Genomic DNA, 20,481 nt, shown 5'->3' with positions numbered 1-20,481 from the left:
TTACTTCCATTTAATATTACAACCTATGCTTGGTTTTTGCTCAGGATTCACAATTTTACCTTGTTCTAAAGCATCTAATGCACTTTTTAAGTCTTTTCCGGTCACAGGTATGCCATTTCCTGGTCTAGAGTCATCTAGTTGTCCTCGATAAACAAGTTTTAAATCAGAATCAAAAACATAAAAATCTGGTGTGCAAGCAGCATCATATGCTTTTGCAATATCTTGCTTTTCATCATACAAATAAGGAAAGCTATAGTTGTTTTCTTTTGCAAATTTAGTCATTAACTCTGGTGCATCTTGTGGGTAGTTAATAATATCATTACTAGAAATAGCAATAAATGAAAACCCTTTATTTTTGTAAAAATCTGCAATTTTTACAAGCTCTGGATTTACGTGAATTACAAAAGGACAATGGTTACAAATAAATGCTATTATTGTGCCCTTATCACCTTTGTGGTTTTCTAAACTTACCATAGTGTTTGTAGTAGTATCTAAAAGGGTAAAAGAAGGAGCAACGGTTCCTAAGGGTAACATATTACTTGGTGTGCGTGCCATTATTTTGTTATTTAAATTTAGTTGTAAAATTAACTATATCTTTGAGAGTGTAAAGGTAAAAATAATAGATATGAAACAGCAAATTACGTGGTCAGATTTTTCTAAGGTAGATATGCGTGTTGGCACTATTGTAGCGGTTAATGATTTTCCGGAGGCACGTAACCCTGCATACCAATTAAAAATAAATTTTGGTGAAGAAATAGGAATTTTAAAAACGTCTGCTCAAATAACAAAGCGTTACACAAAAGAACAATTGTTAGAAAGGCAAATTGTTGCAGTCGTAAATTTTCCAAAAAAGCAAATTGCTAATTTTATGAGTGAGTGTTTAGTTATGGGGGCAGTAGAAGATAAAGATGTTATTTTATTAAGTCCGGAAGCTAAAGTGCCGAATGGATTAAAAATAGGCTAGTAAAAAATAATAAAACCTGAGTTTAAAAACTCAGGTTTTAAATATTTACTTTTTGTTTTAATTACATTATTTTACCAAAGTAAATGGCATTCATAAGTAATTTGTTTGTGCCAAACCAAAATGCTCTAAAATTGGTATTGTCTGTAAATAAAATAACTTGCCCTTTGCCATAACCTTGAGTTTTAAATGGTACACTTTTTTTTAATACAGCTAAATTCTCTTCAGAAATATAACCACTTAACAATGGGTTACTAGTATATTGTATTGGGTTGTTGTAGCTGTTTTTGTCTGGCGTTATATATATATTGGTATTTCTAAATAATGGTAATTTATCATTTTTATACCCATAATTAATAGGATGAGAACGATCTAATTTGGCTTCAAAAATAGCACCACCAGTAACTTGTGCACCTCTAAAATCTCTACGTTTATCAAAAGGAATATTTTTGGCAACAATTGCAGAGTCTTTTTTAAAGTTAATTTTCATAATTTCATTAGAGTTTAGCCAATAAGCAGCATTTCTGTATGCAATTAAAGTACCGCCAGCTTTAACCCAATCTTTAATTTTTGCAACAGAGTTTTTATCTAAAGCATTACCGTAAATACTAGGAACAATTAGTGCTGTATACCTGCTTAAATCAACTCTAGAAAAGTAGTCTGTGTCTAACTTCGTAATTTTCATATTGTAGCGCTGATCAAATAAATGCCAAATTTCACCAGCATCTGCATAGGTTACTCCATTACCTACTAGCAAGCCTACTTGTTGTTTTTTAATAGGATCAAACTCATTACTACCTAAATCTATACCTTTGGTTAAACCAGTACCCACAGCAGTTACTTTTAAATTGTTTTCTTCTGCTATTTGAAGCATAAACTGTTGTAATTCTGCTTTGTTAAGACGTTGATTTTGTACCGGAACCATAATAGTTCCATAATCATAACTTTTACCCTCTACCGTAAAAGGCTCTTTACCAACTTTAGCTCTAAGTCCAGCTTCTAAAATAGTATTTAGTGCTCTGGGGCTATAGTACTCATTCCACTCAAATAAATAAGCATAATTACTGCTGCCAGTTAGGCTACCCGTTAAGGGTTTAAGTACTTTAACTTCTTCACCCAAATTACTTAGACTAGTAGTTTCTGTGTAATCTAAATTAAATGCTAAAGGAAATGTCCAAGCAGAAATATCATAAAATAAGCTATCTGTAAAGGTTGTTCTTTTCTCGAACATAGCATTTATAAGTTGATAGTTTTTCTGATTCATAGGAACAACATAACTAGCTCCTTTTTTATATTTCTTACCATTTAAACTTACATCGTTTTTAAGTTGATTAAATTTTATTTTATGTCTACTTAAAATTTCTGCTAAGTGCCAAGTTTTAGAGGCATCTTTACTATCGCCAAAAATTATAGCCTTTGTTTTACTTTTAGCAGCGTTAGATTTTGCATTTTTATAAAACTGCTGTTGGTAGTTTAAAATTTTAGAGCGCATATTGTAAGCAGCTTCTATAGTAGATAATGCTGCCGTAAACTGGTTTCTTATAGTAAAAGGGAAGGTAAGTATACCATTTTCACTTTCTTGAACGTGACCACGAGAGCTACCTTGCTCAAATAAAATACCAATACTACCATTAACATCTGGGAAAGTAGAACCTTTACCATAGTAGTAATCATCATAATTTTCTTCAGAATAATATAAAGATCCTATCTTGTCAAAAGCTTTAGCATGATATGTGCCAATTTCTGCTGTTAACTCTTGGTTTATACTAGGGGTTAAAGGGTGTACTCTTGTAGGTTCTCCAGGTTGAAAAAAGAATGTAGAGTTTGTACCCATTTCATGGTGGTCTGTTAAAATATTAGGCAACCATTTATGAAACGTATTAATTCTGGCTTTGCTTTCTGGTAGCTGCACAGGTAACCAATCACGGTTCATATCAAACCAATAATGATTTGTACGTCCGTTAGGCCAAGTTTCATGGTATTCTCTATCATTACCATCTGGGTTTAAATTTTTACTTTTATTGCTGTTTGCCCAATGTGCAAAGCGTTGTATACCATCTGGATTAAAAGCAGGGTCCATTAGTATAACCATATTGTTTAACATCTTTTCTATTTCTGCACCTTGTGCAGCAGCTAAATAATAGGCGTAAGCTAAGCCTGCATTTGCACCACTAGGCTCATTACCGTGAATAGAAAAACCTTGGTAAACTACTATGGGCTGGTTACTAGTGTCTACATTAGTACTTGTGTTTGCAATATGCGTTTGTCTAATACTTTCTATATTAGTCTGATTTTTAGCAGAAGTAATAGTAAGTAATAATATTGGTCTGCCCTCATAAGTTTCTCCTCTGTTTTCTATAGAAATACGGTCACTAGCTTTGGCTAGTGCTTTCATATAAAATTGTAATTTATCATGAGATACGTGCCACTCACCAACTTCATGGCCTATAATATCTATAGGCTTAGGAATATTTGGGTTATAAGTTACATTTTGTGGTAAATAATAATTTAAATCTAGTTTTTCTTGTGCTTGTATAAATTGAAGCATTAGAAAAGCTAGTAAAAAAAATCTTTTTTTCATAGGTAAGTTAGTTTTTGAAAATAAAAAAAGCGACTCTTTTTAGAGTCGCTTAAAGATACATTTTTTTTATAATTTAAATGTCGTCAAAGCTTACGTTAGTAAAGCTATTTGTAGTTGCAGTTTCTTGTACTGCATTGGTGCGTTCTTCTTTTTTAAAGTCTTTTTGGTGCCTGTCAGAAATTACTTCCTCACCTTTTTCTTTAATAATGTAGTCCATCATTTCGTTTAAAATCTCTTTAAAAGGAGTAAAATCTTCTTTATATAAATAGATTTTATGCTTTTTGTAATGGAAAGATCCATCATCATGTGTAAATTTTTTACTCTCAGTAACTGTTAAATAATAGTCTCCTGCCTTAGTGCTTCTCACATCAAAAAAATAAGTCCGTCTACCGGCTCTTAATACTTTTGAATAAATCTCTTCCTGATCCATTAATTCTTTTTCACTCATTGTTATAGTTATCTCGTTAGTGTAATGTTATCATAGTATACTTCAAAAATGAAAAAAAAATAACTAATTGACAACATTTTTCTAACTTTCTTTCTCTGAGAGTTGACTATTATAAAGAGCTTTGTAATAGCCATCTATCTCAAATAATGAGTTATGTGTACCTTCTTGAACTACTTTTCCGTTATCTAAAATAATAATTTTGTCTGCATTTTTGGCAGAAGATACTCTGTGACTTACTATAAGAGTTGTTTTGTTTTTAGAAGCAGATTTTAGGTTGTTAAGTATCTTTTCTTCAGTTTCTGTATCTACTGCAGAAAGGCAATCATCAAACAAGTAAATTTTAGGATCTTTTAATAGTGCTCTTGCAATAGATACACGTTGTTTTTGCCCTCCACTTAAGGTAATACCTCTTTCTCCTAAAACAGTGTCATATTTTTCTTTAAAGTTCATAATATTTTTATGAACCACTGCTTTTTTAGCAACAGCTATAATTTCTTCATCAGTAGCATCTTCTTTACCAAATTTGATATTGTCCTTAATAGAGTCAGAAAATAAAAAAGCATCCTGTGGTACAGCACCAATGTTTTGTCTTAGGCAATCTAAATTAACTTCTTTAATAGGAGTATTATCTATAGCAATATTACCAGAGGAAACATCATATAATCTTGCAATTAAATCTAGTATGGTAGATTTTCCGCTACCAGTTTTACCAATTATAGCTACAGTTTCTCCAGGGTTTATGGTAAAAGATACATTTTTTAAAGCTGTAATATTAGTATCATCATAGGTAAAACTTACGTTTTTAAACTCTATTTTACCATTAATCTCCATAGGAGTAGTAACAGTATTTTTAATCTCTGGTTCTTCTTGTAAAAACTCGTTTATACGCTCTTGTGATGCTTCTGCTCTTTGTATAATAGAGGTTAACCAACCTACAATTGCAACAGGCCACGTAAGCATATTTACATAAATAATAAACTCGGCAATTAATCCAATACTCTCTATTTGTCCGTTTAAGTACTGCTTGCCGCCAACATAAATAACAATAATATTACTTATACCAATTAATAGTACCATTAATGGAAAAAACCACGCATTAATACGAACAAGAGACATACTTTTATCTTTACCTTCATTAGCTAAAGACACTAATTGACTGTTAGTTTTTTCTTCAATACCGTAAGCTTTTATTACAGATATTCCAGAAAAAGATTCTTGTGCAAACGTAGAAAGCTTACTTAAAAACTGTTGTACTACAGTACTACGTTTGTGTATAACTTTACTAATGTTATAAATTAATACAGATAATATAGGTAATGGTATAAGCGTATAAAGAGCTAGAGTGGGAGCTTTAGAATACATTATAGGTATAATACAAGCAAATAATGTAAAAGTATTCATCCCGTACATTAAAGCTGGTCCGCAATACATTCTAACCTGACTAACATCTTCGCTAATCCTGTTCATTAAATCACCTGTTCGGTTTTTTTTGTAAAAGTTTAAACTTAACTTTTGGTAGTGGTCATAAACCTCATTTTTTAAGTCGTACTCTATGTGTCTAGATACATTAATTATGGTTTGCCTCATTAAAAAGGTAAAAAAACCAGATAAAAGGGCAGCACCTAAAATAATAAGAATATAATCTAGCAGGTGTCCTTTAACCACATCAATAGGTACGTTTCCTTGAGAAATAAATTCTTTTACTACGTTAATAGATTTGTTTACGTAAGGCGGCATTACTAATGAAAATACTCGCGCAACAACTGTTATAATAATACCTATGGTAAGTTTAAGCCAATATTTTTTAAAGTATTTATTAATGTGTTTTAACTCTTTCATTTACTTTTTAAGGATAGTGGTGTTGTACTAAGTTAGCAAAGATAGGTTTTTAAGCATAATCATATGTTATCATTATCATAAGATAAAAACTTGTTACAATTAGTACTTTTGAAAAATATAATAGTACTTTTGCAAAATATAATTTTTTAACAAATTAAAAGTTCTTTTTCAATGCTAACAAGAAGGCATATTAGGGTTAAAGTAATGCAGTGCATATACGCCCTTACTCATTCACAAGATGATACACTAGAAAAACAAGTAAAGTTTTTAAAGTATAGTGTAGATAGTATGTACACACTGTACTTATTAATGTTAAGTTTGTTGGTAGAACTGCAAAAAAGAGCAGAAGAGCAAGCAGACATTGCAGCAAAAAGTTATTTAGGAAATGTTTCTGATGCATATCCTGATCGTAAAAAATTTGTAAATAATAGAGTTTTACTACAAATAGCAGACAATAAATTACTACTTGAAGAATTGTCTAGCAGAAAATTAAATGATTGGTATTTAAACGAAGAATACATAAGATTAATTTATAAAGAAGTTGTAGAAAGTGAATATTACACAACATATATGACTAGCAAAACTAGTAGTTATGAAGAAGATAAAAACTTACTTGCAGATCTTTATAAAAATGTAATAGCACCTAACGAAAAAATTTACGACTATTTTGAAGACGATAAATTAACGTGGGTTGATGATATCCCTATCATAAATACATTTGTTTTAAAGCTAATTAAAAAAGCAAAGCCAGATGCTACAGAATCTTACTTTTTGCCAGAGCTTTTAAAAGAAGATGATGATATGGTGTATGCAAAGCAATTGCTAACCAAAACATTGTTAAATGATGCGGAATATGTTAAAGAAATTGTTGGTAAAACACCTAATTGGGATAAAGACCGTATAGCAGATATTGATGGTATTTTGCTTAAAATGGCAATTTGCGAACTTTTAAATTTTCCTTCTATTCCAGAGAAAGTAACTATAAATGAGTTTCTTGAGATAGCAAAAGAATACTCTACTCCAAAAAGTAGCATTTTTATAAATGGTATTTTAGACAAGCTTGTACGTGAGTATAAAAGTGAAGGAAAGTTAAAAAAAATAGGTAGAGGATTATTATAAAAAATATTCATTAATTTTGTGTGAAACAAATTAAAAATAAGAATTATGAAAAAAATTATTTTACTATTTGGAGCTGCTGTTTTTGCTATGTCTTTTACAGCTTGTAAAGACAACGCTTCTAATAAAATAATTATGGCTAATGTAGATAGCGCTGCAGAAAGAGACAACAATGCTAAAGACTTGCCTGTAATGACTTTTGATAGAACTGAGTTTGATTTTGGTACTATTGAGCAAGGAACACCACAACAAACAGTTTTTACATTTACAAATACAGGAAAAGCACCATTAATTATTACTGATGCAAAAAGTACTTGCGGTTGTACCATTCCAGAATACCCAAAAAACAAAGCAATTGCTCCAGGAGAATCTGGTGAGTTGTTAGTTAAATTTAATGGTTCTGGTCAAAACCAAGTAACTAAAGCAGTAACAGTAACAGCAAATACAGCTAAAGGAAGAGAAACTTTACGTATTAAGGCATTTGTAAACCCTAAAAATGGTGCAGCAGCATCAGTACCTTTAAAATAATAAAATGCAACAAATATTAGATCAGTACCCATTTCTACCAATGGTAGGAATATTTATAGTAGCATATTTTTTTATGATACGACCGCAAATGAAACGTTCTAAAGACGAAAAGAAATTTGCAGAACAATTAAAAAAAGGAGATAAGGTTATTACCAAAAGCGGTATGCACGGTAAAATCTTTGATTTAAATGATAAAGATATGTCTTGTGTAATTGAGACAATGGCTGGTAAAATTAAGTTTTCTAGATCTGCTATTTCTATGGAAATGAGCAAAAAATTAAATGAACCAGTAGCAGAAAAAAAGTAAACTCTTAGAGTTACTCACATAAAAAAGCATCAATTTACAAATTGATGCTTTTTTTATTTTCTATACTTATCATGTAAACCTATGCCATCCTGTATTAGTGTAATGCATTTTGCTAATCTGTTTAGCTTTGTAGCATCTCTTTTGGCCTCATTTATATAAGTAATAAATTCCTTTTGTTTGTAGGGTGTAAAGGAATTAAACTTACGCTTAAGGTCTATGTTTTTATCTAAAGCACCAGTTAATATTTCAGGTATTTTTACATCTGTATTTTTAGTAAAAGTAACTTCAATACCTTTTTTCTGATTCTCTATAGCTTCTAAAATATAATCTGTAACGGTTTCTTTGTTTATATCATTAACAGCTAAAAATTTCCAATGCCGCATAGCTTTAGTTTTTCCTTCTTGGGCATTTAATAATACTTTTTTAGGGTCTTTAAGCAAAGCACCATTATAGAACCAAATTCCAAAATGATGCTTAAAAGCCAAAATACCAATAACATTTTTGTTGTTTATAGTATAAACAGGGGCTCCCCATTTACAAGTTTCTGTGAGTTCTGTGTTTAAAGCAATTTTTCTTAAAAAGGCAATACCTTGCTTAAAAGGCTGTTCTTTATTAAAATAAGCATCAACTTTTATTTTAGCATCTGTATTGTTAGAACTCATTTATAGTTTATTTAGTAGCAGTAAGTTCACAAATTTTTACTATAACTTCTACAGCTTTTTCCATACTTTCTACAGGTACATACTCATATTTTCCGTGAAAATTATGCCCACCAGCAAAAATATTAGGACAAGGTAAGCCCATATAACTTAGTTGTGAGCCATCTGTGCCACCACGTATAGGTTTTATAATAGGAGTTATATTTAATGCCTCCATTGCTTCTTTGGCGGTTTCTACAATATGGTAAACAGGCATAACCTTTTCTTTCATATTGTAGTACTGGTCTTTAATAGACAGCTCAATGCAGTTATTGTATTTTTCATTTAGCCTAAATACTATGGTCTCTAAGGCTTTTTTTCGGTCTTCAAAAGAACTTCTTTCATGATCACGAATAATTAGGCCTAATTCAGCATTTTCTATCTCTCCTTTAATAGTATGTATATGGTAAAAACCTTCTCTACCAGATGTATGTTCAGGCACCTCTTTGTTAGGTAAAGCAGCCATAATTTCTTGCGCAATACCAATAGCATTAATCATTTTTCCTTTAGCGTAACCTGGGTGTACACTTTTACCTTGTATTGTAATGTGTGCACCTGCAGCATTAAAGTTTTCGTATTCTAACTCACCAATTTGGCTACCATCCATAGTATATGCCCATTCTGCACCAAATTTATCAACATCAAATTTATGTGCACCACGACCAATTTCCTCATCAGGAGTAAAGCCAATTCTAATTTTACCGTGTTTAATCTCTGGGTGTGCAATTAAAAATTCCATTGCGGTAACAATTTCAGTTATACCAGCTTTGTCATCTGCACCTAAAAGTGTAGTACCATCTGTGGTAACAAGAGTTTGACCTTTATATTGTAATAAATCTTCAAAATAATCTGGAGATAAAATAATGTTTTCTTCTGCATTTAATACAATGTCTTTACCATCATAATTTCTTATAATTTGCGGATTTACATTAGTTCCAGAAAAATCTGGTGTAGTATCAAAATGAGCAATAAAACCAATTGTAGGTACTTCTTTATCAATATTACTTGGTAATGTAGCCATTATGTATGCATTGTCATCTATGGTAACATCTTCCAATCCTATGTCTTTAAGTTCTGCAACAAGCTTGTTGGCTAAATCCCATTGTTTAACTGTACTTGGTGTTGTATTAGAGCTTGCATCGCTTTGCGTATCTATTTTTACATAACCTAAAAATCTATCTAATATGTCTTGCATAAGTATTTAATTTACTCAAAAGTACAGTTTATTTAGATTTTTTAAGACAATTGGCTCTTAGTATTTAGTTATAAAAATTGTAAAAACTGTTAATAAAAACCAATTGTAAAATAGTTCTACATCTAGGTAGTTTGTATTTTTGCCAAAATTTTAAAATTCTATGTACAAAGCTATTATTAGGCCGTTGTTTTTTTTGATGGATCCAGAAAAGGTGCATCATTTATCATTTTCATTAATCAAGTTTTTTTCTAAAATAGGTTTTGGAGGTTTATTTAGAGCAATGTATGTAGTAGATGATAAACGATTAGAGAAAGAAGTTTTTGGAATTAAATTTAAAAACCCTGTTGGTTTGGCGGCAGGTTTTGATAAAGATGCTAAACTTTTTAAAGAGTTGTCTAACTTTGGATTTGGCTTTATTGAAATAGGAACATTAACACCTAAGCCACAAACTGGTAACCCTAAAAAACGTTTGTTTAGATTAAAAGCAGATAGCGCAGTTGTTAACCGTATGGGATTTAATAACGGAGGAGTGTTAGAGGCAGTAGAGCGTTTAAAGGCGCAACACAATGTGTTAATTGGTGGTAATATTGGTAAAAATAAAATAACACCTAATGATGGTGCTGTTGAAGATTATTTAATTTGCTTTGAAGCATTATACCCACACGTAGATTATTTTGTTGTAAATGTAAGTTCACCAAACACACCTGGCTTAAGAGAATTACAAGACAAAGAACCGTTAACCAATTTGTTAAATGCTTTAGTTACTGAAAATAAAAAGTATGTTACGCAAAAAGGAGTAAAAGCTAAACCAATTTTACTTAAAATTGCACCAGATTTAACAAATGAGCAATTGTTAGATATTATAGACATTGTAGCAATAACAAAAATAAACGGAGTTATAGCAACTAACACAACCATAGAACGTAACAACTTAAAATCACCAGAAAGTATTACTAAAGAAAACGGAGGTTTAAGTGGTAAGCCGTTAACTAACAGAAGTACTGAGGTTATTAGATTTTTAGCAGAAAAAAGCAATAAAGCGTTTCCTATTATTGGAGTAGGAGGTATACACTCTGAAAAAGACGCGTTAGAAAAAATAAATGCAGGAGCAGATTTAATACAAATTTACACCGGTTTTATATATGAAGGTCCTAGATTAATAAAAAGAATAAATAAAGCAATTTTAGCTAACACTTAATTGCTCCAATAATCTAATACAAATACGTCTTCTAACACAGGTGTAAGTAAAGATACAAACGCTTTGTGGTCTGGGTGTGGTAAGTAAATGGCGCGGTCTTCTTCATTTTTGAAAGTTACAAAAAAGCAATGTGTAAACCCTTTGCTTAAACCTTCTGGACTATTGTTTAATCCCCACTCATAATCCATTATTTGTGCTATTTTAGAGGGTAAAGCACTAAAGGCTTTTTCTATAGTTTTAATTTGTTGTTTTGTTGCTTCTGGTTTAAATTTAAAAATAACCACGTGTCTTAATACGCTGTCTTTAGCTGTAGTCATAGAAGTTTTTAAGTTTTTATTTGTGCTAATGTTTGCGTAACTAGTTAAACATAAACACATAAAAAGTAATAAAAATATATTTTTCATTATTGGTATTTTGTTTAAAGATAACCATAAGATAGATAACTACTTTTTAAATTTGTATTTTTCATACTTTAAAAAAAATGTTTTGAATTTAGATATACTCTTGGCCTTTATTTCTGCCACTACTTTGCTAGCTTTTTTTCCGGGACCAGATAATATTTATGTGCTAACACAAAGCCTTGTTAATGGTAAAAAGTATGGTTTAGCAACTGTTGCGGGTTTAATTTCTGGTTGTTTGGTACATACAACACTTTTAGCTTTTGGTGTATCTGCACTAATAAAAGCTAATGATTATTTGTTTTTAGGAATTAAAATATTTGGAGCCTTGTACCTATTTTATATTGCCTATAAGGTTTTTAAGAGTGATGGAAGCCTTATTTTAGGGGGAGATAACGCGCCAAAAAAAAGCTTATTTTCGCTTTTTAAACAAGGGTTTATAATGAATGTTTTAAATCCAAAAGTGGCATTGTTTTTTTTAGCTTTTTTTCCTGGTTTTTTATTTAGTAATACACTTAATACTATTACACAGTTTTATGTGTTAGGAGTACTTTTTATGGTAGTTTCCTTTGTGGTATTTAGTATTATAGCCATTTTAGCGGGGTCTATATCTAGTTATATTATTAAAAATGAAAAAGTTGGATATATTTTTAAATGGTTGCAAATTGTAGTTTTTGTAGGCTTAGGAATTTATATTCTTTTATCGGATAAATAGTAGTAATTTTGAAAAAGTCAACAATTAATTTATGTCTGCTAAAGTAAAAATTACAGAGTGCCCAAGAGATGCAATGCAAGGAATAAAAGAATTTATTCCAACAGAGTTAAAAGTTAAATACATACAGTCTTTATTAGATTGTGGTTTTGATACTATAGACTTTGGCAGTTTTGTATCACCTAAAGCAATACCACAAATGGTAGATACGGCAGAGGTTTTAGCAAACTTAGATTTATCTAGAACTCAGAGTAAACTACTTTCTATAGTAGCAAACGTACGTGGCGCCCAAGATGCTAGTAAGCATAAAGAAATAAACTATTTAGGTTACCCTTTTTCTATTTCAGAAAACTTTCAGATGCGTAATACACATAAAACAATTGCGCAATCTGTAGAAACACTAAAGCAAATATTAGATATTGCTAATACTGCAAATAAAGAGGTTGTTACATACATTTCTATGGGTTTTGGTAACCCTTATGGAGATCCTTGGAATGTAGAGATAGTAGGTGAATGGACAGAGAAATTGGCAAAAATGGGTGTTAATATTATTTCATTGTCAGATACAGTAGGCTCTTCTACACCAGATGTTATAGATTATTTATTCTCTAATTTAATTCCAAAATACCCAAAAGTAAAATTTGGAGCACATTTACATACTACACCAACCAAATGGCAAGAGAAGGTTGCGGCGGCTTATAACGCAGGTTGTGTTAGGTTTGATGGCGCAATACAAGGTTTTGGAGGCTGTCCTATGGCAAAAGACGATTTAACAGGTAATATGCCCACAGAAAAAATGTTATCTTATTTTACTGCAGAAAAGGTAGATACTAATGTAAATTGGATGGTTTTTGAAGCTGCATACAATAAAGCAACAGAATTATTTTCTAAATATCATTAATTAGTTCAGGTGTAATCATCTGTTAATTAAAAATTTAACACCATTATCTTTATTTGTTCTAAATAAATATTGTTTTATATGTTTCTATTAGAGATATTTGCAAAAAAATATTTTAATAATAGTACTTATGAAAGTAAATAAATTATTTGCAGGCTTATTTTTAACAAGCGTTATTTTTACATCTTGTTCTTCAGATGATAATGGTGATGGTAACGATAATCCAAATGTTGTTGTTCCTGCTACTTATGTTTTTGAAAATAATGGGGAGAGTTCTGTAGATTTTGGAGGTCAAACTACTAGAATACAAATGGCAGAAGAATTTATATCTGCTCTTTTAGATAATACAAGCACAGAAGAAAAATTAGATGCTATGTTTGCTCATGAAGAAAACAATAACGATTTTTCTAATGCAGATTTAAACAGCTCTAACAAAAGTGTACGTAGTAAAATTGCAGCATCTGCAGATTATTTTTCAACTAATACTACAGCATCTATAGCTATAAAAGAAAATTTTGATTTGTGGATTAGTGCTCAAGTAACAGAGGTTTTTCCTAAATGGGATGATGATGCTGTTGCAGGTAGTGCCGGTAAAATTCAGCAAATAGGTGGTGGATCTACAAGATACGTAAACGGTAAAGGTTTAGAGTATAACCAAGCAATTGCTAAATCTATAATAGGAGGTTTAATGGTAGATCAAATGTTAAACAACTACTTAAGCATTGCTGTTTTAGATGAAGGTACTAACGCAGCAGATAATGATGCGGGTACTTTAGTAGATGGTAAAAACTATACAAATATGGAACATAAGTGGGATGAAGCTTATGGATATTTATATGGTAATGAAGATACTCCTGCTACGCCAGAATTAGGAAAAGACAGTTTTTTAAATAAATATTTAGCAAGTGTAGAAGCTGATTCAGATTTTACAGGTATTGCTAATGATATTTATGAGGCATTTAAGTTAGGAAGAGCGGCAATTGTAGCAAAAGATTACGAGCTTAGAGATGAGCAAGCACAAATTATTAGAGAAAAAGTTTCTAAAGTAGTAGCAGTACGTAGCGTTTATTACCTACAATCTGGTAAAGAAGTGTTAGAAAGTGATAAAGCTTCTGCTTTTCACAGTTTATCTGAAGCTTTAGGTTTTATAAACAGTCTACGTTTTACTAGAGATACTGTTACAGATTCTCCTGTATTAGATGCAGCTACTATTGATGGCTATATGGATACATTAATGTCAGGTAATGGCTTTTGGGATGTTACACCAGCAACATTAGATCAGATTTCTAATGAAATTGCTGCAGCATATGGTTTTACTACAGAAGAAACAGTAAACTAAAAGTTTTTAACTAGGAGCATTTTTTAAAAAAGTAGTCGTAAATAGTCATTTTATGACTACTTTTTTCTTATTTTTGCCCTTTATTTAGAATAAATAAAATTAAGGATAAATGAAGAGAGTGATTTTTGTTTTTATAGCTGCATTAACGGTTTATGCTTGTAGCTCATCAGATGATAGTTCTGATACCGTTAATAATGGTAAAGACGACTTTAATAGGGGAGGACTGTTAACTAATGTTGCAGATAAAATAATTATACCATCTTACGAAGATTTATCTACTAAGTTAAATGACTTACAAGAAGAAAAGGATAATTTTATAGCATCTCCTTCAGAAATTAATTTAATTGCGTTAAGAGACAAATGGCTGTCTGCTTATAAAGTTTGGCAATCTGTAGAAATGTACAACATAGGAAAAGCAGAAGAAATTAACTATGCTTTTCAAATGAATGTTTATCCTACGTCTATAGATGATATAGAAAGTAATGTAGGTTCGGGAACTTATGACTTAACGCACCCTAATAATAATGATGCTGTTGGTTTTCCTGCTTTAGATTACTTATTATTTGGCTTAGCAGAAACTAATGCGGATATTGTAGAAAAGTACACCAATACAACATCTGGAGCTGGATACAAAACTTATTTATCAGACTTGGTAAACCAAATGAATATATTAACCGAGACTGTATTAACCGATTGGAAATCTGGTTATAGAGAAACTTTTATTGCTAGTACAGAGAACACAGCAACAAGTGCTTTTAATAAGTTAGCTAACGATTTTGTTTTTTATTTTGAAAAAGGATTACGCGCTAACAAAGTAGGTATTCCTGCAGGAGTTTTTTCTACTACACCTTTACCTTCTAAAGTAGAAGCATTTTATAGTGATAAAAACTCAAAAGATTTATTAGTTGCTGCTGTACAAAATATTCAAGATTTTTTTAATGGCAAAGCTTATAACTCTACCACTACCGGAACAGGTTTTGCAGATTATTTAGATTATTTAAATGATATTACACAAGGTGAAGATTTAAACGCTATTATTAACGGCAAAATTAATGATGCTAGCGCCAAGGTGTTAGAATTAGATGCTAGCTTATCTAACCAGGTAGATGTAGATAATGTTAAAATGACAGAGGCTTATGATGCTCTACAAAAAGTAGTTGTTTTAATTAAAGTAGATATGTTGCAAGCATTTAGTGTAAATGTAGACTATACAGATGCAGATGGAGATTAATATACTAAAGAACTAATAATTAAAGATTCTCTAAAGTATTAGAGAATCTTTTTTTGTATAAAAATGACAGCTAATTTTAAAACATACTTAAGTAAAACAAGCCATATAGCGCCTTTGGTGGTATTTAGAGTTTGTTTTGGTGTTTTAATGTTTTTAAGTATTCTAAGGTTTTGGTCTAAAGGGTGGATCTATGAACTATACATTAAGCCTAAATTTCATTTTACATATTATAATTTTGAATGGATTAAGCCAATAGGAAACTACACTTATGTTTTCTTTATAATTTGCGCTATAACAGCAATATTAGTAGCAATTGGTTACAAATACAGGTTAGCAATCTTTTTATTTTTTTTAAGCTTTACTTATATAGAGTTAATGGATAAGACTACTTACTTAAACCATTATTACTTTGTAAGTATACTAAGTTTTTTAATGATTTTTTTACCTGCAAATGCGTACTTCTCTGTAGATTCTTACCTAAGAAAAAAAACATATAGTTACGTGCCAAGCTATACTATAGACAGTGTAAAACTACTATTAGGTATAGTATATTTTTATGCAGGATTAGCAAAAATAAATTCCGATTGGCTATTTAGAGCTATGCCTCTAAAAATATGGTTACCTTCTAAGTATGATGTTCCTTTTATAGGTAACTCTATTTTACAGCAAGAATGGGTTCATTACTTTATGAGCTGGTCTGGTATGTTGTATGATTTGTTAATACCGTTTTTACTACTTTATAAGAGAACTAGAATTTTAGCATTTATAGCTGTAGTTATTTTTCATTTATTAACAAGAGTTCTGTTTCCTATAGGTATGTTTCCTTATATAATGATAGTGAGTAGTCTTATCTTTTTTAGTGACAACTTTCATATTAAAATTATCAATCATATAAGAAAAGTAAGTTATAAATTGCCTATCACTATAACTAAAAATACAGCTGCGGTAAAAGATCAAAATATATACTCTATCAATAAAAAGAGATTAATATTAGGCTTTTTAGCTGTGTTTTTTACTATTCAGTTATTACTACCATTTAGGTATTTGTTGTATCCTGGAGAGCTTTTCTGGACAGAAGAAGGATATCGTTTTTCTTGGCGTGTAATGCTTATGGAAAAAATGGGCTATGCAAATTTTAAAATTGTAGATAGTAAAACTAAAAAGCAATTTTATGTAAATAACGCAGACTTTTTAACCCCTTTTCAAGAAAAACAAATGAGCACTCAGCCAGATTTTATAGTGCAATATGCACATTATTTGGGAGATCATTTTAAAAAACAAAAACATAAAAATGTTCAGGTTTTTGTAGAGAGTTATGTGGCGCTTAATGGAAGGTTAAGTAAGCCATACATAGACCCAAGTATAGACCTTTACAAAGAAAAAGATTTATTAAAACACAAAACGTGGATTTTACCATTTAACGATGAAATTAAAGGATTTTAAAATAGTATTACTACTTATATTTTGTAACGCATCTCTTTATGCTCAGTATAAAGTTTCGGGAACCGTTACATCTAAAGAAAATAACGTACCTATAGGTGGTGTAGAAATTTATAATAAAGCCAAGGGTAAGGTTTCTGTTACCAATAATAAAGGCTACTATGAGTTTATTACAGACGAGAAACAATTAGAAATTGTATTTTTTTCTTATGAGTATAACATAGAAGAAGAAATAGTAAATGTGGTAGGTAATACTGTATTAAATAAACAATTATCTGCTGTAGAAATAGAATTAACAGAAGTAGAAGTTGTAGCCAGAAAAGCTCAAATTTTTAATTTAAAACGGTTAGAAGATGTTGTAGGTACGTCTATCTATGCAGGTAAAAAAACAGAGGTTGTTTTGGTAAGTGAATCTGTAGCAAATTTAGCCTCTAATAATGCAAGGCAAATATATAGTCAAGTTGTAGGATTAAATATTTTTCAAAATGATGATGCTGGCCTACAGTTAAACATAGGAGGGAGGGGCTTAGATCCAAACAGAACATCTAACTTTAATACACGTCAAAACGGATATGATATTAGTGCAGATGTTTTAGGGTATCCAGAAAGCTATTACACTCCGCCTGCAGAAGCTTTAGAAGAAATACAAATTATTAGAGGTGCAGCGTCTTTACAATACGGAACTCAGTTTGGAGGACTAGTTAATTTTGTAACTAAGAAGCCAAATTCAACTAAAGAAATAGAAGTTTTAACAAGAAACACTGTTGGTAGTAATAATTTGTATACCAATTATACAAGTGTAAGTGGTACAAAAAATAAATTTAGCTATTATGCTAGTTTTAACTTTAAGCAAGGAGATGGTTTTAGGCCAAATTCATACTTTAATTCTAAAAATGCATTTATGCATTTGGGGTATCAATTAAGTACAAAAACTAAAGTAGAAGCAGAGGTTACATATTTAAATTATTTAGCACAACAAGCTGGTGGGTTAACAGATAATATGTTTAATGAAAACCCTTACCAAAGTAATAGAGCAAGAAACTGGTTTAAAGTTAATTGGCTTTTATATAATATAAAGTTTAAACACAATTTTACGGAAAATACCAGCTTATTATTTAACTTTTTTGGTTTAAATGCATCTAGAGATGCCCTAGGTTTTAGAACAAACAGAGTAAACCAAGTAGATACAAATGAAGAAAGAGATTTAATTACCGGAGATTTTAAAAACTTTGGTTTTGAAGCTAAGTTGTTAGACAAGTATACTTTTTTTGGAAAAAAAGCAACCTACTTAATTGGTACTAAGTTTTATAAGGCAAACAACACATCTATACAAGGGCCAGGAAGTAATAGTAGTGACGCTAACTTTTCTTCTGCAATAAATGATTATCCTAATTACCCGTCGCAGTCTAATTATAAAAATCCTAATTTAAATATTGCATTTTTTGGTGAAAATATATTTTACCTAAAGGATAATTGGTCTCTAACACCTGGTTTAAGAGTAGAATATATAAAAACAGAGAGCGACGGTTTTTTTAAAAAAATAAATACTGATGCAGCAGGTAATGTTATTTTAAATGAAACGGTAGAGAGTAATGATAGTAATGAGCGTTCTTTTATATTATTTGGTTTGGGAACAAGTTATAAGCCAAATAAGTTTTTAGAGATTTATGGTAATGCATCTCAAAACTACAGGTCAGTAACTTTTTCTGACTTAAATATTGTGAACCCTTCTTTTAGAATTGGAGATTTATCCGATGAAAAAGGATATACTTTAGATCTTGGTTTTAGAGGTAATTATAAAAACTATATCTCTTATGACGCAGGTGTTTTTGGTCTTTTTTATAATGACAGAATAGGTTTGGTTACAAAAGCCTTAGATGATGGTAGTGTGGTGCAAGAAAGAACAAATGTTGGTGATGCTCGTATTATAGGGGTTGAGTCTTTAGTAGATTTTAATTTAAAAAAGGTGTTTAAAATAAATAGTAGTTTTAGCTTTAATTATTTTATAAATACATCTTTTATTAATTCTGAGTATACCCAGTCTCAGCAAAATGGTATTGTAGGAAATAAAGTAGAATTTGTACCGGATTTTAACTTAAAAACGGGTGTAAAATTTGGGTGGAAAAATATGTTAACTAGCATACAATATACAAGCCTAACACAGCAATACACAGATGCTACTAACTCTAAAGAGCCAAGTTTAAGTGGTGTAAATGGTGTTATACCAAAATATAATGTTTTAGATTTTTCAATGTCGTACAGATATAAATTTTTAAAATTAGAAACAGGTGTAAATAACCTATTAGATGAAGAATATTTTACTAGAAGAGCAACAGGATATCCTGGTCCTGGTATAATTCCTTCGGCTAACAGAAATTACTATGCTACACTAGAAATTAAATTTTAAAATTTTATAATGAAATACAACGGACTACTTGGCACTTTTCCATCAGAAATAAAACTATTTATAGGAGCTTTTGTAGTTATCTTGTCTATTGGTTTTTATACAGGACTTATGTTTGTTAATGAAACCACCGGAGCCAAACCAGCAGGCATTACAGAAAACTATTTAGGTAATGAAGAAGATGAAGATGCAGAGGTAATGAAATTTAAAAAGAGTAAGCGAGAAATGCTTACTACAGTGCATACACATATATTGTCTATGTCTTTTATTTTCTTTTTATTAGGTGGTTTGGTGTGGCTTATAAAACTACCAAAAAAGTTAAAACTGTTTTTAACAATAGAACCGTTTTTGTCTGTATTGCTAACATTTGGAGGTATTTATTTACTATGGTCAGGTTTACTTTGGATGAAGTATATAATTATGATTTCGGGTGCATTAATGACACTTACTTTTACGTTATCTGCTCTGGTAATTTTATGGCAATTAATTAAAAAACAAGCCACAACTTAGTTATTACTGTATAGTTTAGTAGCTTTATACTACTATGCGCTACTTGGTAACTCTTATTCTATTATTTTTTTGTGTTGATAGCTTTGCTGCCGAATGGAAGAATTTTAAAGCATATCAGCAAAAAACCGGAAGAAATACACTTTTGCCTAAAGACTGGCTTAAAAAAGACCGATTGAAAAATACGGTTACTTGGCAACAAGCAAATAGCTTTAATCTAAAAAACAATTCATTTTTAGAATATCAAACCATAAAACAAAGAAGAGATTTTTACAAATGGTATGCATTATCTATAGAAAAAAAAGGGCATAAAGTTGTTTGGCCAAGGATGGCACATTTTATTTCTGCTAAATTAAACTTAGCTACTCATTACCCATATAAAATGTTTTTAAAAAATGATGTTATAGATGCTGCAAAAATAGGTAGCGAAAAAGTATTTAATTCTGCTTTTTTAAGTATGTATAATTTATACTCAAATACCACTGTTTTAAATGAAAAAGAAAGTTTAGCTTGGGATAAAGCCATATTGTATAAAGAGCAACACATTTGGGTAAAAGAAGTTTATGATACTTTAAATGAAAAAAACTTAAAAAGGTTAGCGTATATAGCAAAAGGTAAATTTGTATATGCAGTTGTAGTTCCTAAAAAAATTACGCTTTAAAGGTTGTTTAGCATCCGCAC

20 protein-coding genes are annotated in these 20,481 nt (G+C 30.6%); 13 read left to right on the top strand and 7 right to left on the bottom strand.

Features of this window, described 5'->3' with window-relative positions; genetic code table 11:
- Complete coding sequence (locus tag KLA_RS05590; RefSeq protein ID WP_034644521.1) at nt 1-555, bottom strand: thioredoxin family protein; 555 nt, start codon at nt 553-555, stop codon at nt 1-3.
- Nucleotides 556-625: 70 nt separating this feature from the next.
- Here KLA_RS05590 and KLA_RS05585 point away from each other — a divergent pair, with 70 nt between their 5' ends.
- Nucleotides 626-964, top strand: a complete 339-nt coding sequence (locus KLA_RS05585) for a tRNA-binding protein (protein ID WP_013619716.1) — start codon at nt 626-628, stop codon at nt 962-964.
- Between the two features lie 61 nt (nt 965-1,025).
- Here the strand turns inward: KLA_RS05585 and KLA_RS05580 are convergent, their stop codons facing one another.
- The 3 genes from KLA_RS05580 to KLA_RS05570 form a co-directional block, all read right to left on the bottom strand.
- On the bottom strand, nt 1,026-3,542 hold the full coding sequence (locus KLA_RS05580) for a M14 family metallopeptidase (protein WP_034644520.1): 2,517 nt from the start codon (nt 3,540-3,542) through the stop codon (nt 1,026-1,028).
- 73 nt (nt 3,543-3,615) lie between these two features.
- Nucleotides 3,616-3,990: a PUR family DNA/RNA-binding protein gene (locus KLA_RS05575; protein WP_013619714.1), complete on the bottom strand. Its 375-nt coding sequence runs from the start codon at nt 3,988-3,990 to the stop codon at nt 3,616-3,618.
- An 81-nt stretch (nt 3,991-4,071) separates the two neighbouring features.
- Nucleotides 4,072-5,829 carry an ABC transporter ATP-binding protein gene (locus tag KLA_RS05570; protein ID WP_013619713.1) on the bottom strand — a complete coding sequence of 586 codons (1,758 nt, stop codon included), beginning with the start codon at nt 5,827-5,829 and terminating at the stop codon, nt 4,072-4,074.
- A gap of 171 nt (nt 5,830-6,000) precedes the next feature.
- Between KLA_RS05570 and nusB the strand changes: the two genes are divergently transcribed.
- The 3 genes from nusB to yajC are packed head-to-tail and all read left to right on the top strand — an operon-like array spanning nt 6,001 to nt 7,780.
- Complete coding sequence (gene nusB / locus KLA_RS05565; RefSeq protein WP_013619712.1) at nt 6,001-6,948, top strand: transcription antitermination factor NusB; 948 nt, start codon at nt 6,001-6,003, stop codon at nt 6,946-6,948.
- Nucleotides 6,949-6,993: 45 nt separating this feature from the next.
- Nucleotides 6,994-7,473 (top strand): DUF1573 domain-containing protein, encoded by a 480-nt coding sequence (locus KLA_RS05560; RefSeq protein ID WP_013619711.1) that lies wholly within the window; start codon nt 6,994-6,996, stop codon nt 7,471-7,473.
- A 4-nt stretch (nt 7,474-7,477) separates the two neighbouring features.
- The gene (gene yajC / locus KLA_RS05555; RefSeq protein ID WP_013619710.1) at nt 7,478-7,780 is read left to right on the top strand and encodes a preprotein translocase subunit YajC; all 303 of its coding nucleotides are present in this window, start codon (nt 7,478-7,480) and stop codon (nt 7,778-7,780) included.
- Between the two features lie 53 nt (nt 7,781-7,833).
- Here yajC and KLA_RS05550 read toward each other — a convergent pair whose 3' ends face one another.
- Both KLA_RS05550 and pepT read right to left on the bottom strand, forming a co-directional pair.
- On the bottom strand, nt 7,834-8,442 hold the full coding sequence (locus KLA_RS05550; protein ID WP_034644519.1) for a YdeI/OmpD-associated family protein: 609 nt from the start codon (nt 8,440-8,442) through the stop codon (nt 7,834-7,836).
- 7 nt (nt 8,443-8,449) lie between these two features.
- Complete coding sequence (gene pepT / locus KLA_RS05545) at nt 8,450-9,673, bottom strand: peptidase T (protein ID WP_034644518.1); 1,224 nt, start codon at nt 9,671-9,673, stop codon at nt 8,450-8,452.
- Nucleotides 9,674-9,833: 160 nt separating this feature from the next.
- On the opposite strand from pepT, the gene KLA_RS05540 reads away from it, so the two are divergent.
- Entirely contained in the window at nt 9,834-10,871 is a 1,038-nt protein-coding gene (locus tag KLA_RS05540) for a quinone-dependent dihydroorotate dehydrogenase (RefSeq protein ID WP_013619707.1), read from the top strand.
- Here the strand turns inward: KLA_RS05540 and KLA_RS05535 are convergent.
- Entirely contained in the window at nt 10,868-11,275 is a 408-nt protein-coding gene (locus tag KLA_RS05535; protein ID WP_013619706.1) for a Dabb family protein, read from the bottom strand. The two genes, KLA_RS05540 and KLA_RS05535, sit on opposite strands and share 4 nt — an antisense overlap.
- A gap of 82 nt (nt 11,276-11,357) precedes the next feature.
- Here KLA_RS05535 and KLA_RS05530 point away from each other — a divergent pair, with 82 nt between their 5' ends.
- The 8 genes from KLA_RS05530 to KLA_RS05495 all read left to right on the top strand — a co-directional run bounded on the left by KLA_RS05530 (nt 11,358) and on the right by KLA_RS05495 (nt 20,461).
- Nucleotides 11,358-11,984 (top strand): LysE family translocator, encoded by a 627-nt coding sequence (locus tag KLA_RS05530; protein WP_034644599.1) that lies wholly within the window; start codon nt 11,358-11,360, stop codon nt 11,982-11,984.
- Between the two features lie 31 nt (nt 11,985-12,015).
- Nucleotides 12,016-12,882 carry a hydroxymethylglutaryl-CoA lyase gene (locus KLA_RS05525; RefSeq protein WP_013619704.1) on the top strand — a complete coding sequence of 289 codons (867 nt, stop codon included), beginning with the start codon at nt 12,016-12,018 and terminating at the stop codon, nt 12,880-12,882.
- A gap of 127 nt (nt 12,883-13,009) precedes the next feature.
- On the top strand, nt 13,010-14,218 hold the full coding sequence (locus tag KLA_RS05520; protein ID WP_034644517.1) for a DUF4856 domain-containing protein: 1,209 nt from the start codon (nt 13,010-13,012) through the stop codon (nt 14,216-14,218).
- 109 nt (nt 14,219-14,327) lie between these two features.
- Nucleotides 14,328-15,449, top strand: coding sequence for an imelysin family protein (locus KLA_RS05515; protein WP_013619702.1), 1,122 nt, complete (start codon nt 14,328-14,330; stop codon nt 15,447-15,449).
- Between the two features lie 63 nt (nt 15,450-15,512).
- On the top strand, nt 15,513-16,892 hold the full coding sequence (locus tag KLA_RS05510) for an HTTM domain-containing protein (protein ID WP_034644516.1): 1,380 nt from the start codon (nt 15,513-15,515) through the stop codon (nt 16,890-16,892).
- Nucleotides 16,873-19,296: a TonB-dependent receptor domain-containing protein gene (locus KLA_RS05505; RefSeq protein WP_034644515.1), complete on the top strand. Its 2,424-nt coding sequence runs from the start codon at nt 16,873-16,875 to the stop codon at nt 19,294-19,296. The genes KLA_RS05510 and KLA_RS05505 overlap by 20 nt, the downstream gene beginning before the upstream one ends.
- 9 nt (nt 19,297-19,305) lie before the next feature.
- A complete protein-coding gene (locus KLA_RS05500) occupies nt 19,306-19,803 on the top strand; it encodes a hypothetical protein (RefSeq protein WP_034644514.1) in 498 nt (165 codons plus the stop codon).
- A gap of 34 nt (nt 19,804-19,837) precedes the next feature.
- Nucleotides 19,838-20,461 carry a hypothetical protein gene (locus KLA_RS05495; protein WP_034644513.1) on the top strand — a complete coding sequence of 208 codons (624 nt, stop codon included), beginning with the start codon at nt 19,838-19,840 and terminating at the stop codon, nt 20,459-20,461.
- Nucleotides 20,462-20,481: the final 20 nt, after the last annotated feature.

Origin of the sequence: Cellulophaga geojensis KL-A, assembly GCF_000568425.1 — a bacterium.
Lineage (GTDB): Bacteria > Bacteroidota > Bacteroidia > Flavobacteriales > Flavobacteriaceae > Cellulophaga > Cellulophaga lytica.
The sequence above is the reverse complement of the archived record's forward strand: the minus strand, read 5'-3'. Positions and strand labels throughout refer to the sequence as shown.

Coding starts and splice junctions, on each gene's coding strand:
- KLA_RS05495 (WP_034644513.1), top strand. CDS start 19,838: ATGCGCTACTTGGTAACTCTTATTCTATTATTTTTTTGTGTTGATAGC.
- KLA_RS05525 (WP_013619704.1), top strand. CDS start 12,016: ATGTCTGCTAAAGTAAAAATTACAGAGTGCCCAAGAGATGCAATGCAA.
- KLA_RS05510 (WP_034644516.1), top strand. CDS start 15,513: ATGACAGCTAATTTTAAAACATACTTAAGTAAAACAAGCCATATAGCG.
- KLA_RS05540 (WP_013619707.1), top strand. CDS start 9,834: ATGTACAAAGCTATTATTAGGCCGTTGTTTTTTTTGATGGATCCAGAA.
- KLA_RS05575 (WP_013619714.1), bottom strand. CDS start 3,990: ATGAGTGAAAAAGAATTAATGGATCAGGAAGAGATTTATTCAAAAGTA.
- yajC (WP_013619710.1), top strand. CDS start 7,478: ATGCAACAAATATTAGATCAGTACCCATTTCTACCAATGGTAGGAATA.
- KLA_RS05515 (WP_013619702.1), top strand. CDS start 14,328: ATGAAGAGAGTGATTTTTGTTTTTATAGCTGCATTAACGGTTTATGCT.
- pepT (WP_034644518.1), bottom strand. CDS start 9,673: ATGCAAGACATATTAGATAGATTTTTAGGTTATGTAAAAATAGATACG.
- KLA_RS05550 (WP_034644519.1), bottom strand. CDS start 8,442: ATGAGTTCTAACAATACAGATGCTAAAATAAAAGTTGATGCTTATTTT.
- KLA_RS05570 (WP_013619713.1), bottom strand. CDS start 5,829: ATGAAAGAGTTAAAACACATTAATAAATACTTTAAAAAATATTGGCTT.
- KLA_RS05580 (WP_034644520.1), bottom strand. CDS start 3,542: ATGAAAAAAAGATTTTTTTTACTAGCTTTTCTAATGCTTCAATTTATA.
- KLA_RS05500 (WP_034644514.1), top strand. CDS start 19,306: ATGAAATACAACGGACTACTTGGCACTTTTCCATCAGAAATAAAACTA.
- KLA_RS05590 (WP_034644521.1), bottom strand. CDS start 555: ATGGCACGCACACCAAGTAATATGTTACCCTTAGGAACCGTTGCTCCT.
- KLA_RS05585 (WP_013619716.1), top strand. CDS start 626: ATGAAACAGCAAATTACGTGGTCAGATTTTTCTAAGGTAGATATGCGT.
- KLA_RS05505 (WP_034644515.1), top strand. CDS start 16,873: ATGAAATTAAAGGATTTTAAAATAGTATTACTACTTATATTTTGTAAC.
- KLA_RS05560 (WP_013619711.1), top strand. CDS start 6,994: ATGAAAAAAATTATTTTACTATTTGGAGCTGCTGTTTTTGCTATGTCT.
- nusB (WP_013619712.1), top strand. CDS start 6,001: ATGCTAACAAGAAGGCATATTAGGGTTAAAGTAATGCAGTGCATATAC.
- KLA_RS05520 (WP_034644517.1), top strand. CDS start 13,010: ATGAAAGTAAATAAATTATTTGCAGGCTTATTTTTAACAAGCGTTATT.
- KLA_RS05535 (WP_013619706.1), bottom strand. CDS start 11,275: ATGAAAAATATATTTTTATTACTTTTTATGTGTTTATGTTTAACTAGT.